The sequence below is a fragment of the Microbacterium sp. HSID17254 genome (genome assembly GCF_003989315.1).
Lineage (GTDB): Bacteria > Actinomycetota > Actinomycetes > Actinomycetales > Microbacteriaceae > Microbacterium.
Genome location: NZ_RBLT01000003.1, coordinates 125,618 through 140,859, shown reverse-complemented (window position 1 = coordinate 140,859; position 15,242 = coordinate 125,618). Strand labels below are relative to the sequence as shown.

At 71.6% G+C, this 15,242-nt stretch carries 13 protein-coding genes; 8 read left to right on the top strand and 5 right to left on the bottom strand.

Annotation, left to right across the window (positions count from 1 at the left end):
* Positions 1-71: 71 nt before the first annotated feature.
* A complete protein-coding gene (gene zapE, locus D8M34_RS03165) occupies positions 72-1,109 on the bottom strand; it encodes a cell division protein ZapE (protein WP_126893132.1) in 1,038 nt (345 codons plus the stop codon).
* A gap of 144 nt (positions 1,110-1,253) precedes the next feature.
* On the opposite strand from zapE, the gene D8M34_RS03160 reads away from it, so the two are divergent.
* Both D8M34_RS03160 and D8M34_RS03155 read left to right on the top strand, forming a co-directional pair.
* Positions 1,254-2,147 (top strand): sulfurtransferase, encoded by an 894-nt coding sequence (locus D8M34_RS03160; protein WP_025103554.1) that lies wholly within the window; start codon positions 1,254-1,256, stop codon positions 2,145-2,147.
* A gap of 18 nt (positions 2,148-2,165) precedes the next feature.
* The gene (locus D8M34_RS03155; RefSeq protein WP_126893131.1) at positions 2,166-2,597 is read left to right on the top strand and encodes a SufE family protein; all 432 of its coding nucleotides are present in this window, start codon (positions 2,166-2,168) and stop codon (positions 2,595-2,597) included.
* Here D8M34_RS03155 and D8M34_RS03150 read toward each other — a convergent pair.
* Positions 2,581-3,738: an alpha/beta hydrolase family protein gene (locus D8M34_RS03150; protein WP_126893130.1), complete on the bottom strand. Its 1,158-nt coding sequence runs from the start codon at positions 3,736-3,738 to the stop codon at positions 2,581-2,583. The two genes, D8M34_RS03155 and D8M34_RS03150, sit on opposite strands and share 17 nt — an antisense overlap.
* Before the next feature lie 25 nt (positions 3,739-3,763).
* Here D8M34_RS03150 and D8M34_RS03145 point away from each other — a divergent pair, with 25 nt between their 5' ends.
* The 4 genes from D8M34_RS03145 (at position 3,764) to D8M34_RS03130 (ending at position 8,948) form a co-directional block, all read left to right on the top strand.
* Complete coding sequence (locus D8M34_RS03145; RefSeq protein ID WP_025103557.1) at positions 3,764-4,345, top strand: DUF3000 domain-containing protein; 582 nt, start codon at positions 3,764-3,766, stop codon at positions 4,343-4,345.
* Positions 4,338-5,531, top strand: a complete 1,194-nt coding sequence (locus D8M34_RS03140) for a ribonuclease D (RefSeq protein ID WP_126893129.1) — start codon at positions 4,338-4,340, stop codon at positions 5,529-5,531. The genes D8M34_RS03145 and D8M34_RS03140 overlap by 8 nt, the downstream gene beginning before the upstream one ends.
* A 73-nt stretch (positions 5,532-5,604) precedes the next feature.
* Entirely contained in the window at positions 5,605-6,810 is a 1,206-nt protein-coding gene (locus D8M34_RS03135; protein WP_126893128.1) for a thiolase family protein, read from the top strand.
* The gene (locus D8M34_RS03130) at positions 6,807-8,948 is read left to right on the top strand and encodes a 3-hydroxyacyl-CoA dehydrogenase NAD-binding domain-containing protein (protein WP_126893127.1); all 2,142 of its coding nucleotides are present in this window, start codon (positions 6,807-6,809) and stop codon (positions 8,946-8,948) included. The genes D8M34_RS03135 and D8M34_RS03130 overlap by 4 nt, the downstream gene beginning before the upstream one ends.
* Here the strand turns inward: D8M34_RS03130 and D8M34_RS03125 are convergent, their stop codons facing one another.
* Genes D8M34_RS03125 through D8M34_RS03115 form a run of 3 tightly spaced genes read right to left on the bottom strand, consistent with a single transcriptional unit; the run spans position 8,949 to position 13,150 of the window.
* The gene (locus D8M34_RS03125; protein ID WP_126893126.1) at positions 8,949-10,613 is read right to left on the bottom strand and encodes a GMC oxidoreductase; all 1,665 of its coding nucleotides are present in this window, start codon (positions 10,611-10,613) and stop codon (positions 8,949-8,951) included. It lies immediately after the preceding gene.
* Positions 10,603-11,517, bottom strand: coding sequence for a YegS/Rv2252/BmrU family lipid kinase (locus tag D8M34_RS03120; protein WP_126893125.1), 915 nt, complete (start codon positions 11,515-11,517; stop codon positions 10,603-10,605). The genes D8M34_RS03125 and D8M34_RS03120 overlap by 11 nt, the downstream gene beginning before the upstream one ends.
* 1 nt (position 11,518) lies before the next feature.
* Positions 11,519-13,150, bottom strand: coding sequence for an FAD-binding oxidoreductase (locus D8M34_RS03115; protein WP_238695584.1), 1,632 nt, complete (start codon positions 13,148-13,150; stop codon positions 11,519-11,521).
* A gap of 20 nt (positions 13,151-13,170) precedes the next feature.
* Between D8M34_RS03115 and D8M34_RS03110 the strand changes: the two genes are divergently transcribed.
* Both D8M34_RS03110 and D8M34_RS03105 read left to right on the top strand, forming a co-directional pair.
* A complete protein-coding gene (locus D8M34_RS03110) occupies positions 13,171-13,779 on the top strand; it encodes a TetR/AcrR family transcriptional regulator (RefSeq protein WP_025103564.1) in 609 nt (202 codons plus the stop codon).
* On the top strand, positions 13,776-15,218 hold the full coding sequence (locus D8M34_RS03105; protein ID WP_126893124.1) for a glycerol-3-phosphate dehydrogenase/oxidase: 1,443 nt from the start codon (positions 13,776-13,778) through the stop codon (positions 15,216-15,218). Before D8M34_RS03110 ends, D8M34_RS03105 begins: the two co-directional genes overlap by 4 nt.
* Positions 15,219-15,242: the final 24 nt, after the last annotated feature.

Here is a 15,242-nt window from a genome sequence, read left to right as displayed (position 1 = left end):
CGTGAGGTTTGTTTCCCCGCGGTTACAGCCCGGCTCCGCGTGTGAACATCGCGTTACGCGGGCCTGCGGGCTTACGCAGAATGCGTGAGCGCGTTGAGCCGGGAGATGGCGCGCAGGTACTTCTTGCGGTAGCCGCCGGCGAGCATCTCGTCGGAGAACACGGCGTCGAGCCCGAGGCCCGTCGCGAGGATCGGGATCTGGGCGTCGTAGACGCGGTCGACGAAGGCGACGAACCGCAGGGCCTCGGACTGGTCGGTGAGCTGGCGCACGCCCCGCAGCCCCACCCGGTGCAGGCCGTCGATGAGCCGGATGTAGCGCGAGGGGTGCACCTGCGCCAGGTGCCGGATGAGGTCGTCGAACGCGTCGTCAGAGACGGCGCCGTCCGCCGCGGCGGCGTCCACGGCGGCGCTGTAGGCGGCATCGTCCAGCGCCACGGCGTGACCGTCGATCGCGCGCTGCCGGAAGTCGACGCCGTCGATGCGCAGGGTCTGGAAGCTGTCCGACATCGCGTGGATCTCGCGGAGGAAGTCCTCCGCGGCGAAGCGCCCCTCGCCGAGCGCGTTCGGCGGCGTGTTGGACGTGGCCGCGAGCCGGGTGCCGGTGGGCACGAGCTCCCCCAGCAGGCGCGTCATGACCATGGTGTCGCCCGGGTCGTCGAGCTCGAACTCGTCGATGCAGAGCAGATCGGCGCCCTTCAGGAGGTCCACGGTGTTCTTGTAGCCGAGGGCACCCACCAGGGCGGTGTACTCGATGAACGAGCCGAAGTACTTCCGTCGCGCCGGCATCGCGTGGTAGATCGAGGCGAGCAGATGGGTCTTGCCCACGCCGAAGCCGCCGTCGAGGTAGACGCCGGGCTTGAGCTCCGGCTCCTTCTTGGCCCGGCTGAACAGACCGCCGCGCTTGACGGGAGCGCCGCGTCCTGCGAAGCGGAGCAGCGTCTGCTTCGCCTCCTCCTGGGACGGGTACGCGGGGTCCGCCCGATAGCTGTCGAACGTGGCGTCGTCGAACTGCGGCGGCGGCACGAGGCTCGCGAGCATCTCGGGTCCGCTGACCGTCGGCGTGCGCTCGGTGAGGTGGACGGTTCCGGTGCGGGTGGTCGGGTCGGTCATCACGGTCCTGAATCAGGCAACGGCCTGGGTCGAAGTCTTACGGATCGGGTCCCGGGGGCGCGCGGAGGATCTATCGTCGAAGGGACGGATCCACACTACGCCGTCCGCACCGCCCGCTCGCCCGCTCACCGCTACGGAGACCCCATGGCCATCGAGTTCGACTCCTCCTCCCCCAAGTTCGCCGAGTACGCCGAGCCCGGCCGCCTGGTGACGACCGAGTGGCTCGCCGCCCACCTGGGAGAGCCCGGCCTCGTGGTCGTCGAGTCGGACGAGGACGTCCTCCTCTACGAGACGGGCCACATTCCCGGAGCGGTGAAGGTGGACTGGCACACCGAGCTGAACGACCCGGTGGTGCGGGACTACGTCGACGGCGAGGGCTTCGCCGAGCTGCTCAGCCGCAAGGGCATCGCCCGCGACGACACGGTCGTGATCTACGGCGACAAGAACAACTGGTGGGCCGCCTACGCGCTCTGGGTGTTCTCCCTCTTCGGCCACGAGGACGTGCGCCTCCTCGACGGCGGTCGTGACCGCTGGATCGCGGAGGGCCGCGAGCTCACCCGCGAGGCGACGAACCGCCCCGCCACGGAGTACCCGGTGGTGGAGCGGGACGACACGGCCATCCGCGCCTACAAGGAGGACGTGCTCGCCCATCTCGGCAACCCGCTCATCGACGTGCGCTCGCCGGAGGAGTACAGCGGCGAGCGGACCACGGCGCCCGCCTATCCGGAGGAGGGGACGCTGCGGGCCGGCCACATCCCCACCGCGCAGAGCGTGCCGTGGGCGAAGGCGGTCGCCGAGGACGGCGGCTTCAAGAGCCGTGCGGAACTCGACGCCATCTACCGGGACGGCGCCGGGCTGCAGGACGGCGACGACGTCGTGGCCTACTGCCGCATCGGGGAGCGCTCGAGCCACACGTGGTTCGTGCTGAAGCACCTCCTCGGCTTCGAGAACGTCCGCAACTACGACGGCTCGTGGACCGAGTGGGGCAGCGCGGTGCGCGTCCCGATCGTCACGGGTACCGAGCCCGGCACCGTCTGAGGTGGGAGAATGGCGGGGATGAACGCCTCCGCCCTGCCCGAGACCCTCGCCGAGATCCGCGACGGATTCCTGGAGACCCCGGAATCGGACCGCCTGCTGCTGCTCCTGGAGTACGCGGACGAGCTGCCCGCCGTCTCCGACGAGGTGGCGGCGCATCCGGAGATGTGCGAGCGCGTCGCGGAGTGCCAGTCGCCGGTCTACATCTACGTCGAAGTCCACGACGACGTCGTGACCATGCACGCCACGGCTCCGGAAGAGGCGCCGACGACCCGGGGCTTCGCGAGCATCCTCGTGCAGGGGCTCACCGGGCTGACGGCGGACAAGGTGCTGGCGATCCCCGAGGACTACCCGCAGTCGATCGGGCTCACCAAGGCCGTGTCACCGCTGCGGATCGGCGGCATGACCGGCATGCTGATGCGCGCCAAGAACCAGGTCAGGCAGAAGCGCTGAGCCCCTGCGCCGCGAGCCACTCCGTGATCGCGGTGGTCCAGCCCTTCTCGTCGTAGTTCCAGAGCTTGGTGTGCCTCGCGACCGTGAAGCGCGGCATGGTGACGAGGTCCGGCCGCGCCTCCTGCAGGGCGTGCGAGGCGTCCGCGGGAACGAAGCCGTCGTCGTCGCTGTGCAGGATGAGGATCGGCGCGTGCAGTTCGTCGGCACGGGCGACCATGTCCAGGCGGTCGAACAGGATGGGTTCGTCCGCACCGCTGAGCTTCGCCGTGAGCGGCAGCTGCAGCGCCCCCATGGCGAGGGCGGGTAGGGGCTCGCGCACTCGGGCGACCCGCGCCTGGAAGCGCAGCACGGTGCGCCAGTCCACGACCGGCGACTCGAGGATGATGCCCGCGATGCGATCGCGATGGCCGGAGTTGACCGCAGCCTGCAGGGACACCGCCCCGCCCATGGACCAGCCCATCAGCACGACCCGCTCGGCGCCGTGACGCAGCGCGTAGGCGATCCCGGCGTCCACGTCGCGCCACTCCGACGCCCCGAGGGCATAGGCGCCCGCTCTGGTGCGCGGGGCCTCGCCGTCGTTGCGGTAGGACACGACGAGAGTGGGCAGCCCCGCCGCGTGCATCACCGGCACGGCACGGAGGCATTCGGCCCTGCTCGTGCCCCGACCGTGCACCTGGATGACCCAGGTCGAGGAGTCCCCGGGGAAGAACCATGCGGGGCACGGCCCGGCCGGAGAGCCGATGAGCACGTTCTCCCAGCGCAGGTGCAGCTCGCTCGGCGACGTGTAGTAGCTGCCGCTGAAGGACGCACCTCGGTCCACCCTGGCGCCGGGTTCGATCTTCGTGAGGAGCTTGCGCCGCACCGTCGTGCCGTCGGCGCTGAGGACGGCACCGAGCTTGACGTAGCCGTAGGTGCCCGTCGTGAACAGGCCGTATCGCCCCGGGAGCTCGGTGTCGAGCGTGCGGCGGAGCTCGATCGTCTGAGCGCCGGTGTCGATCGCGAGGATCTCGGTGTCCTGGATGCGGCTTCGCAACGGGGTGACGACCCGGCGCGCCACCGCGATCACGAGGACCCCGACGGCGGCGCCCACAGCGAGGAGCGCGGGGACAACGATCGCAACGGCGTGCCTGAGACTCTTCATCGCCTTCCGACTCTAGCCTGTTGCCGTGACCGCACACCCCGAGGCCGGGACGCCCTTCGACGCCGCCGTCGCCGAACTGCGCGCGACCGCGTTCCGCGACGACATCGCGGTCCGTGAGATCCCCACGCCCCAGAATCTGGCCCCCTTCGCGATCGCCCTGTCCGCCGACGTCCGCCCGGGCGAGGACGGCGACTCCGTGTACGGGACCGGACGGTTCATCCTGCTGCACGATCCGGACGAGCCGGATGCCTGGGGCGGCGCCTGGCGCATCGTGATCTTCGCCCAGGCGCCACTCGAGACCGAGATCGGCACCGACCCCCTGCTCGCCGACGTCACCTGGTCGTGGCTCGTGGACGCGCTGGATTCCCGGGACGCGATCTACCACTCCCCGTCCGGCACGTCGACGAAGACGCTGTCGAAGGGATTCGGGGGCCTCGCCGACGAGGGCGACGGCGCACAGATAGAATTGCGGGCGTCCTGGACTCCGGAGGGCCCGTTCCGACCGCACGTCGAAGCATGGGCCGAGCTGGTCGGAATGCTGGCGGGGCTTCCGCCGGGTTCCGAGGGCATCGCCGTGATCGGCGCGCGAAAGGCTGTACGTGACTGAATACTCCGTGATCTCCGAAACCGAGGAGTTCCGTGCCGCCTGCGCTGCGCTCGCCGCAGGCACCGGGCCGGTCGCCGTCGATGTCGAGCGGGCGTCCGGCTTCCGCTACTCGCAGCGGGCCTATCTGGTCCAGGTGTTCCGGCGCGAGGCCGGGGTGTTCCTGTTCGACCCGCCCGCGATCGGCGACTTCGCTCCCCTGCAGGAGGCCATCGGCGACGTCGAGTGGGTGCTCCACGCGGCCAGCCAGGACCTCCCGTCGCTGCGCGAGCTGCACTTGGAGCCGAAGGAGATCTTCGACACCGAGCTGGCGTCCCGTCTGCTCGGTCACGACCGGGTGGGTCTGGCCGCCGTCGTCGAGGACACGCTCGGCATCACCCTGAAGAAGGAGCACTCGGCGGCCGACTGGTCCACCCGTCCGCTGCCCGACTCTTGGCTGGACTATGCCGCGCTCGACGTGCTGCACCTCGTCGACGTCCGCGACGCCCTCGTCGCCGAGCTCGAGGAACAGGGCAAGACCGCGTTCGCCGCGCAGGAGTTCGCCGCCACCCTGGCGCGCGCCCCGAAGGCCCCGCGCGAAGACCCCTGGCGGCGGCTGAGCGGGCTCCACCAGGTGCGCGGCGCCCGCAACCTCGCCGTCGCCCGCGCCCTGTGGGAGGCGCGCGAGATGTACGCGCAGCAGCAGGACATCTCGCCCGGGCGCCTCGTTCCCGACCGCTCCCTCGTCGCCGCGGTCCTCGCCAACCCCGCCTCCAAGCAGGCTCTCGCGGGAGTCAAGGAGTTCCAGGGTCGCGCGAGCCGCACCCAGCTCGACCGGTGGTGGCAGGCGATCGTCGACGGCCGTGCCGCCGAGACGCTGCCGCGTGAGCGTGTGCCCAGCGACGCACTCCCGCCGCCCCGCGCCTGGGGCGACCGCAACCCGGAGGCGGACGCCCGCCTGAAGGCCGCCCGTCCCGCCGTCGAGGCCGTCGCGGAGGAGCTGGGCATGCCCACCGAGAACCTCCTCACGCCCGAGTACCTGCGCCGGGTCGCGTGGGACGGCCCTGGGACGACGGCGGAGGAGATCGGCGCCGCGCTCTCCGCGCTCGGAGCCCGCCCCTGGCAGGTTGAACAGACTGCACAGAAGATCGCCGACGCCTTTGTAGAGGCGGCGCAATCGCCGGACACCACGTCCGCGACCGCTTCGTAGGTTCGATCCAACCGATTCCTCCCGGTTTCCGGCCGTTCATAGACTGAGGCCACCGCACTAACTTGGAGGCAGAGTGGCCGAGATCTCGGACGTCTTCTTCGTCGATGGAGTGCGCACCCCCTTCGGGCGCGCCGGCGAAAAGGGCATGTACTGGAACACCCGCGCGGATGACCTCGCCGTGAAGGCGACCATCGGCCTGATGGAGCGCAACGCGGCCGTACCGGCGGACCGCATCGACGATGTCGCCATCGCCGCGACGAGCCAGACCGGCGACCAGGGGCTCACCCTCGGGCGGTCGGTGGCGATCCTCGCCGGACTCCCCCAGACCGTCCCCGGACTCGCGGTGGAGCGCATGTGCGCCGGCGCGATGACGAGCGTGACGACCATGGGCGCCTCGATCGGCGTGGGCATGTACGACCTCGCCCTGGCGGGCGGTGTCGAGCACATGGGGCACCACCCGATCGGCGCGAACGCCGACCCCAACCCGCGTTTCGTGGCGGAGAAGATGGTCGACCCCGGAGCCCTCAACATGGGCGTCACCGCGGAGCGCATCTTCGACCGCTTCCCGCACCTCACCAAGGAGCGCTCCGACCGCTACGGCATGCGCAGCCAGCAGAAGGTGCAGGCCGCCTATGACGCCGGCAAGATCCAGCCGGATCTCGTGCCGGTCGCGATCAAGGGCGCCGACGGCGCCTGGGGCCTGGCCACCGAGGACGAGGGCCGCCGTCCGCAGACCACGATGGAGGACCTCGCCGGCCTCAAGACGCCGTTCCGTCCGCACGGCCGCGTCACCGCCGGAACGTCTTCGCCGCTCACCGACGGCGCGACGATGTCGCTGCTCGCCGGCGGCAGCGCCGTCAAGGAGCTCGGCCTCGCGCCGAAGATGCGGATGATCTCGTTCGCCTTCGCCGGCGTGCAGCCGGAGATCATGGGCATCGGCCCGATCCCGTCGACCGAGAAGGCGCTCAAGAAGGCCGGCCTCGACATCTCCGACATCGGTCTGTTCGAGCTCAACGAGGCGTTCGCCATCCAGGTCATCTCCCTCCTCGATCACTTCGGCATCGACGACGACGACCCCCGGGTGAATCCGTGGGGCGGCGCGATCGCGGTCGGCCACCCGCTGGCCGCTTCCGGCGTCCGGCTCATGATCCAGCTCGCGGCGCAGTTCGCGGAGCGCCCCGACGTGCGCTACGGCCTGACGGCGATGTGCGTCGGTCTCGGCCAGGGTGGCTCGGTCATCTGGGAGAACCCGCACTACGACGGAAAGAAGAAGAAGTGAGCTACGACGACGTCGACTTCTCGCCCATCCAGGCGCTCACCGAGGGAGAGGTCGTCACGCACTCCCCCGTGCGCGACATCCGCCTCGCATCGGGCAAGGTCCTCGCCCTGATCACGCTGGACAACGGTCGTGACCACACCCGTCCGAACACCCTGGGTCCGGCCACCCTCACCGAACTCGGCGCGACGCTGGACGGCCTCAGTGCCCGCGCGGCGGCCGGCGAGATCCAGGCGGTCGGCATCACCGGCAAGCAGTACATCATGGCCGCCGGCGCCGACCTCTCCGACATCAGCAAGGTCGGTTCGCGTGACAACGCGCGGCTGATCGCCCAGCTCGGCCACAAGGTGCTCGGGAAGCTGAGCGAGCTCGGCGTGCCGTCGTTCGCGTTCGTGAACGGCCTGGCGCTCGGCGGCGGGCTGGAGATCGCCCTGAACTCCACGTACCGCACGGTCGACGCCTCGGCCGCGGCCGTGGCACTGCCCGAGGTCTTCCTCGGCATCATCCCCGGGTGGGGCGGCGCCTACCTCCTGCCGAACCTCATCGGCATCGAGAACGCCCTCGAGGTGGTCATCTCCAACCCGCTCAAGCAGAACCGCATGCTGAAGCCGCAGCAGGCCTTCGACCTGGGCATCTTCGACGCCATCTTCCCCGCGGCGAACTACCTCGAGAACTCGCTCGCCTGGGCGGACGCGGTCCTCGGCGGCACGAAGGTCGTGCGCAAGAACGAGCCGGGCAAGATCGAGCGCCTCACCAAGTGGCCGATCGCCATCAAGATGGCGCGGGGCATGCTGGAGTCCAAGATCGGCACCGTGCCGAAGTCGCCGTACGCGGCTCTCGAGCTGCTCGACAAGGCGAAGAGCGGCACCAAGGCGGAGGGCTTCGCCCGCGAAGACGAGGCCCTGGCGGAACTGGTGACCGGCGATCAGTTCGCCGCGTCGATGTACGCATTCGACCTCGTGCAGAAGCGCGCGAAGCGCCCGGTCGGCGCCCCTGACAAGGAGCTCGCGAAGAAGGTCACCAAGGTCGGCATCATCGGTGCGGGTCTCATGGCCAGCCAGTTCGCGCTGCTGTTCGTGCGCAAGCTCCAGGTGCCCGTGCTGATCACCGACCTCGACCAGGCGCGCGTCGACAAGGGCGTCGCCTACATCCACGAGGAGATCGGCAAGCTGGAGGCCAAGGGCCGCGTGGACGCGGACACCGCGAACAAGCTGCGCGGTCTCGTCACGGGCACGACCGACAAGACCCTCTACGCGGACTGCGACTTCGTCATCGAGGCGGTCTTCGAAGAGGTCGGCGTCAAGCAGCAGGTCTTCGGCGAGATCGAGAAGATCATCGCGGAGGACGCGGTGCTCGCCACGAACACCTCGTCGCTCTCGGTCGAGGAGATCGGCGCGAAGCTCTCCCACCCGGAGCGGCTCGTCGGCTTCCACTTCTTCAACCCGGTCGCGGTCATGCCGCTGATCGAGATCGTGAAGACGCCGGCGACCGCCGACACCGCCCTGTCGACGGCGTTCGTCGTCGCCAAGAACCTCGGCAAGAACGCGGTCCTCACCGCCGACGCCCCGGGCTTCGTGGTGAACCGTCTGCTCGCGAAGGTCATGGGCGAGGCGGCGCGCGCCGTCTACGAGGGCACCCCCATCGCCGACGTCGAGAAGGCGTTCGCGCCGCTCGGCCTGCCGATGGGCCCCTTCCAGCTCATCGACCTCGTCGGCTGGAAGGTCGCCGCGCACGTGCAGGACACGATGGTGCGCGCGTTCCCGGACCGCTTCTACGCGAACGAGAACTTCCACGCCCTGGCCGAGCTCGACCAGGTCGTCGAGAAGGACAAGGGCGGCCGTGTGGTCGGCTGGACGAAGCAGGCCGAGAAGGTCCTGGCGCCCGCCGTCGGCAAGAGCCCGGCGTCGGCGGCCACGATCCTGCAGCGCGTGCAGGACGGTCTCGCGACCGAGATCAAGCTGATGCTCGACGAGGGCGTGGTGCCGGAGGTCGAGGACATCGACCTGTGCCTCATCCTCGGCGCCGGCTGGCCGTTCATCGATGGTGGGGCGTCGCCGTACCTCGACCGCGAGGGGGCCTCCGAGCGCGCATTCGGCGGCTCGTTCCACACCCCGCAGATCCGCGGCATCCAGAACCGCTGATCAGCTCTCCGCAGGGGGTCGCGCCGTGGGCGTGGCCCCCTGTGTCGTCCGCGGCGTCGGACGGGTATCCGGCTCGCCGTTGCGCGGCCAGTGCGACAGCGCGTGCTCCGCGAGGGCGGTGATGGTCAGGGACGGGTTCACCCCCGGATTCGCGGGCACAGCGGCGCCGTCGACGACGTGCAGCCCGGGGTGCCCCCAGACGCGCTGATACTCGTCCACGACACCCTCCTCCGGCGCACCGGAGATCACCGCTCCCCCGAGGAAGTGCGCGGTGAGCGGGATCCCGAAGACCTCGGGCCAGGAGCCGCGCGCCGCCGTGGGCACCCCGCCCTCACGCTGCAGACGCGCGGCGATGGCTCGGGCGGCGCGATGCGCCTCGGGCAGGTGGCTGGGGTTCGGCGCGCCATGCCCCTGGGCACTCGTGAGCCGCGTCCGCCCGAGGCGACGCCGCAGGGACAGGGTGAGCGAGTTGTCGGCGGTCTGCATGACGAGCGCGATGATCCCCCGTTCGCTCCAGCGCCGGAGGGAGGCGAGGCGGAGGGCCTGCACGGGTCGGCGCAGCACCTGCCCCGCGAGTGCGGCGAGGCGGCCCGGCAGGGCGCGGTCGCCGGGGACCAGCACGGTGGCGAGAGCGCCCATGAGGTTGGATCCCGGACCGTAGCGGACGTTCTCGACATGGGTGCGGTCGTCCACGTGGAAAGAGGTGGTGATCGCCACGCCCCGCGCCAGCTCCACCCGCTCCGGCACCCGGACGGCGACGGCGCCGTCCAAGGCCTCCGAGTTCGTCCGGGTGAGCCGGCCCACGGCGTCGGAGATCCGCGGAAGCGCGCCCGACGCCTTCATCCGATGGAGGAGCTGCTGGGTGCCCCAGGTCCCCGCCGCCAGCACGACCTCTCGCGCGGTGACGGTCTGCTCACGCCGCCGGAACCAGGCACCACTGCGTCGTGTCCTGACGGAGAAGCCGCCGCCCGGCAGCTCGCGCACCTCGGTGACGGTGCGCAGCGGCTCGATGACCGCCCCGCGGCGCTCGGCCAGGGCGAGGTAGTTCTTCACGAGGGTGTTCTTCGCGCCGACGCGGCAGCCGACCATGCAGTTCCCGCAGAGCGTGCAGCCCGTGCGCTCGGGCCCCTCGCCGCCGAAGAACGGATCGGCGACCCGCTTCCCCGGTTCCCCGAACCACACGCCCACGGGTGCGCGGCGGAACGTCGCGCCCACCCCGAGGTCCTCGGCGGCTCCGGCCATGATCCGCTCGACCGGTCCGTCGTGCGGATAGCGGTCCACCACGCCGAGCATGCGCCGGGCTGTGGCATAGTGCGGGGCGAGCGCGGTGCGCCAGTCCCGGATCGATGCCCACTGCGGGTCGGCGAAGAACGCCGCGCCCGGTTCGTACAGCGTGTTGGCGTAGTTGAGCGACCCCCCGCCCACTCCCGCACCGGCGAGGATCATGACGTGCGGCAGCCGATGGATGCGCTGCACCCCGAAGCACCCGAGCGCCGGGGCCCAGAGGTAGCGACGCACGTCCCAGCTGGTCTTCGCGAAGTCCTCGTCGGCGAATCGCCGCCCGGCCTCGAACACGCGGACCCGGTAGCCCTTCTCCGTGAGCCGGAGGGCCGCGACGGAGCCGCCGAAGCCCGAACCGACGATGACGACGTCCTCATCGAACATGCGCGTCCTTCCGCTCCGCCCGGGTCATGACGATCAGTGCCCCCGCGCGGATCGAGATCGTGCAGGTCTCCTCGCCGACACGCTCGCCGTCCGCGTAGGCCACGAGTCCCGGGGCGGCGACGGTGACCGTGCGGGCCCGGACGTGCCGCACCTCCCGGCGCGCCAGGTGCGTCCCGCGCAGGAGGAGCGGGAACAGTCGCACCAGGCGGAGGCGGCCGAGCGGACCCACGGCGACGATGTCGAGGGCGCCGTCGTCCGGGGCGGCGCCGATGCACACCGGCATCCCCCCGCCGTAGCTCGCGGTGTTCCCGACCGCGACGAGCGTGCCGGGGGCCGCCGTCTCCGGGCCGTCATCGACGCGGATCGTGAAGTCGAACGGACGCAGCCGGATGAGCTCGATCAGCAGTGCGAGGTAATACCGCAGCGCGCCGGAGGGCCAGCGGAGGCGGTTGGTGCGGTCGCTCACTCGCGCATCGAAGCCCAGCGCCGCGACGGTGAGGAAGAGGGAGGTGCCCGTCGCGGTCCGCACCTCGCCGATGTCGATGGCACGGGGCACGCCGGTCAGCGCGAGCTCCACGGCCTCCGACACGTCCGCGCGCGGCAGCCCGAGGGCGCGCGCCAGGTCGTTCCCGGTCCCGGCGGGAACCACCGTCACCGGGACACCCGCCGCACACACGACCTCGAGGATGCCCGAGAGGGTGCCGTCGCCGCCCACGACGACGAGTCCGTCCGGTCCCGCGTCCAGGGCCACTGCGGCCAGCCGCCTCGTGTCGGCAGCCGAACGCCCGGCGTACACGCGCACGTCCGCCCCGCGCCGTCGGAGGTGAGCGAGCGCGTCGTCCGCGACCCGCTGCCCGCGGCCCTTGCCGGACAGCGGGTTCGACAGCACCGCGATGTGCCCCATCTCAGACGGTCGTCCCGGTCGGGACATCGGCGAGGACGGCGCCCGGGTTCATGATGCCGCGGGGATCGAGCTCCCGCTTCACGGCGGTGAGGATCCGCATGCCGGTGTCCCCGATCTCCTCCGCGAGCCACGGGGCGTGATCGCGACCCACGGCGTGATGGTGGCTGATGGTCCCGCCGTTCGCGAGGATCGCGTCGTTCACTTTCCCCTTCACGAGCGCCCACGCGCCGAGGGGGTCCCGTCGCAACCCGGCGAGGACCGTGAAGTAGAGGGAGGCGCCCGTCGGATACACGTGGGAGACATGACACATGATGTATGAGCGGGCATCCGCGGCGTCGAAGCCGTCCCGCAGGGCCGCCTCGACCGCTTCCTTCAGAGTGCGCAGGTTCGACCAGGTCGTCGCGGTCTCCAGCGTCTCGCAGAACACCCCGGCGTCGAGCAGAGCGTCGCGCAGGTACGGACCGTCGAATCGTCCCGCCGCCCACTCCTCCGCGTCGCCGGTGCCGGCACTGCGGCCGCCTGCCGCAGCGAGGATCGCGGCGGTCCGGTCCCGGCGGCCGGAGGCGTCCTCGCCCTCGAACACCGTCACGACGCCGGCTCCCTTCGCGAGAGCCTTCCCGATCCGGCCGACCTGGGCGAGGCTCACCGCGGTCTCGGCTTCGTCGGAGAGGCGGATGACCGTGGGACCCGCACCGTGCTGCACCACCCGCCGGAGCGCATCGGCGCCGCGGTCGAAGTCCGGGAAGGTCCACGACTCGAAGATCCGGTCCGTCGGCACCGGATGCACCCGGACCCGGACCTCGGTGATCACGCCGAAGATCCCCTCAGAGCCCAGGAAGAGGCGGACGAGGTCGGGGCCGGCAGCCGATCCCGGTGCGCGGCCGAGGTCGAGGTCCCCCGTGGGCGTCGCGACCCGGATCCCCGTCACCATCGCATCGAAACGCCCGTTGCCCGCGGAGTTCTGTCCGGAGGATCGGGCAGCGGCGAAACCGCCGATCGTGGCGTACCGGAAGCTCTGCGGGAAGTGCCCGAGCTCGAACCCCTGGGCGCCGAGCAGCGCTTCGGCCTCCGGTCCCGTCGTGCCCGCCGCGAGAGTCGCCTGACCACTGAGCGGGTCGAGGTGGAGCAGCCCGGAGAGTCGACGCAGGTCCAGGCTGACGACGGCACGATGCCGGCCGGTCTCCGGATCCAGCGCACCGACCACGCTCGTTCCTCCGCCGAACGGGATGACGGCGATCCCGCGCTCCCCCGCCAGAGCGAGGCAGGCGCGCACGGCGTCGTGGTCCGCAGGGAACGCCACGGCGTCGGGCGCATCCTGCTCGGGATGCCGTCGTCGCAGAAGGTCGGGGGTGGAGCGTCCTCCGGCGTGCCGGAGGCGCACCGACGTCGTGACGTCCACCGCATCGGGGCCGACCACCGCCGCCAGCGCGTCGCGATCATCCGCGGTCAGTCGCGAGGGCCGCACCCGCACGTCATCCAGCGCCGGCGCACGGGGCGGACGGGGAACACGACCCAGCAGCAGGGGCAGCAGGCCGCGCACCGCGAGCGGAAGGTCTTTCGCCCGGTCCGGATCGCCCCAGCCGTTCCAGCGCATCTCGGGCCTGTCGGCCCCTCTGCCGTTCGCCTGCTCCATGGGTTACAGTGTGACACATCATGGAAGAACGTCAACCGCTCGCCGTGCGCTCGGAGATCCTCGCGCCGACCTGGGACGCCACGCAACGCCGGGTGCTCGACGCCGCCGACGAGCTGCTCGTCCGCGCCGGCGTCCACGGGGTGACGATCGCCGCCCTCGCGCGTCGTTCCGGTCTCAGCCGGCCCACCATCTACCGGACGTGGCGGGATGCCGACGACGTCGTCCGATCCGCGCTCCTCCGGCGGGTCGCCGACCTCCTCAGCCGGTTCCCCGCGACGACCGGCTCCCGGGACGCGCTCGTCGCGGACGTGCTGCGGTTCACCTCCCTGTTCCGGGCCGACCCCGTGTACGGCCACCTCCTCGACGAGGAACCCGAGGCGTTCACGCGCTACACCCTGCACCGGGTGGGGTCCAGCCAGCGGCTCATCCTCCAGTGGCTCGCCGACGCGATCGCGGCGGCGCAGGCCCAGGGCTCGGTTCGCGCGGGTGACCCCGGCGAGATCGCCGTCATGCTGCTCCTGATCGCCCAGTCCGCCGTGCTGTCGCACGGCACGGTGGCCGACCTCATCGACGAGAAGGCGTGGGAACGCGAGCTCCGCGCCGCGCTGGACGGCCACCTCCGGCCATGACCCCCGCCCCGACCGCCCTCCACGCGGCCCGCCGCCGAAGCGATCTCGCCGCGGCGGCAGACGGCACCTGCGACGTCCTCGTGGTCGGCGGCGGGATCACCGGGACGGGCGTTGCCCTGGACGCCGCGTCGCGCGGTCTCCGGGTGACCCTCATCGAGGCGGAGGACCTCGCCTTCGGGACGAGCCGGTTCAGCTCGAAGCTCGTCCACGGCGGCCTGCGGTACCTCGCGACGGGCGACGTGGCGACGGCGCGCGAGAGTGCGCGGGAGCGGCATCTCCTGATGTCGGTGATCGCGCCCCACCTCATCCGTCCGCTCGGACAGCTGCTCCCGTTCGCCCCCGGCGTGAGCGGCCGCCAGCGGGGGGCCGGGGCGGCGGGGATGGCCATGGGCGACCTCCTCCGGCTGCAGGCGCGCACGAGCGCGAAGACCCTCCCCGGGCCGCATCCCGTCGGGACCGCGAGGGCACTGCGCCTGTTCCCCGCCCTGAACCCCCGCGGACTGCGCGGCGGCATGGTCACGTACGACGGCCAGCTGTCCGATGACGCCGCCCTCGTCGTCGCGGTCGCGCGTACGGCGGCCGGTCTCGGCGCGCGGATCCTCACCAGGGTCCGCGCCGAGCGGCTGCACGCGGACGGCGCTGCAGCGACGGACACGCTCACCGGGGAACGCATCGATATCCGGGCGCGGACGGTCATCAACGCCACCGGGGTGTGGGCGGCGACCCTCGACGACGGCCTCACCCTGCGCCCGAGCCGCGGCACCCACATCGTCCTGGACGCCGCGGATCTCGGCGATCCGGCCGCGGCGCTGACCATCCCGCTGGAAGGTTCTGTCAGCCGCTACGTGTTCGCCCTGCCACAGCGCGGCGGGCGTGTCCTCGTCGGTCTCACCGATGTCGACGCGCCGGGTCCCATCCCCTCCGTCGCCGAGCCCACCGAGGCCGAGATCGGCTTCCTCCTGGAGACACTGAACCGCCTGCTCGCGGTGCCGGTGGCGCGGGACCGCGTCCGCGGAGCCTTCGCCGGCCTCCGTCCGCTCGTCGACACCGGAGCGGCCGAGACCGCAGACGTCTCCCGTCGGCATCTCGTGCGCGCCTCCGCCTCGGGGGTGATCTCCGTTCTCGGCGGCAAGCTGACGACCTACCGGCGGATGGCCGAGGACGCCGTGGACCTGGCGGTGCGGCAGTACGGCCTCCGTGCCGGCCCCAGTGGCACCGCGACCCTGCGCCTGATCGACGATTCCGCACCGGGCGATGTCGTCGAGGGCGGCGCACTCTCCCGCGCCGCCGTCGAGCACGCTGTGCGTTCGCAAGGCGCGATGACCGCAGCCGATGTGCTCGACCGCCGCACGCGGATCGGGCTCGTCTCCGACGACCGCGCCCGAGCCATTCCGGCGGTGGAGCGGATCGTCGCCGAGACCCTCGCCGACCTGCCCTGACGGGCAGCGGACGCCGGGGGATCC

Excerpts from the sequence above, each read along its gene's own strand:
- zapE (WP_126893132.1), bottom strand. The coding sequence starts at position 1,109 with ATGACCGACCCGACCACCCGCACCGGAACCGTCCACCTCACCGAGCGC.
- D8M34_RS03160 (WP_025103554.1), top strand. The coding sequence starts at position 1,254 with ATGGCCATCGAGTTCGACTCCTCCTCCCCCAAGTTCGCCGAGTACGCC.
- D8M34_RS03155 (WP_126893131.1), top strand. The coding sequence starts at position 2,166 with ATGAACGCCTCCGCCCTGCCCGAGACCCTCGCCGAGATCCGCGACGGA.
- D8M34_RS03150 (WP_126893130.1), bottom strand. The coding sequence starts at position 3,738 with ATGAAGAGTCTCAGGCACGCCGTTGCGATCGTTGTCCCCGCGCTCCTC.
- D8M34_RS03125 (WP_126893126.1), bottom strand. The coding sequence starts at position 10,613 with ATGTTCGATGAGGACGTCGTCATCGTCGGTTCGGGCTTCGGCGGCTCC.
- D8M34_RS03120 (WP_126893125.1), bottom strand. The coding sequence starts at position 11,517 with ATGGGGCACATCGCGGTGCTGTCGAACCCGCTGTCCGGCAAGGGCCGC.
- D8M34_RS03115 (WP_238695584.1), bottom strand. The coding sequence starts at position 13,150 with ATGGAGCAGGCGAACGGCAGAGGGGCCGACAGGCCCGAGATGCGCTGG.
- D8M34_RS03110 (WP_025103564.1), top strand. The coding sequence starts at position 13,171 with ATGGAAGAACGTCAACCGCTCGCCGTGCGCTCGGAGATCCTCGCGCCG.
- D8M34_RS03105 (WP_126893124.1), top strand. The coding sequence starts at position 13,776 with ATGACCCCCGCCCCGACCGCCCTCCACGCGGCCCGCCGCCGAAGCGAT.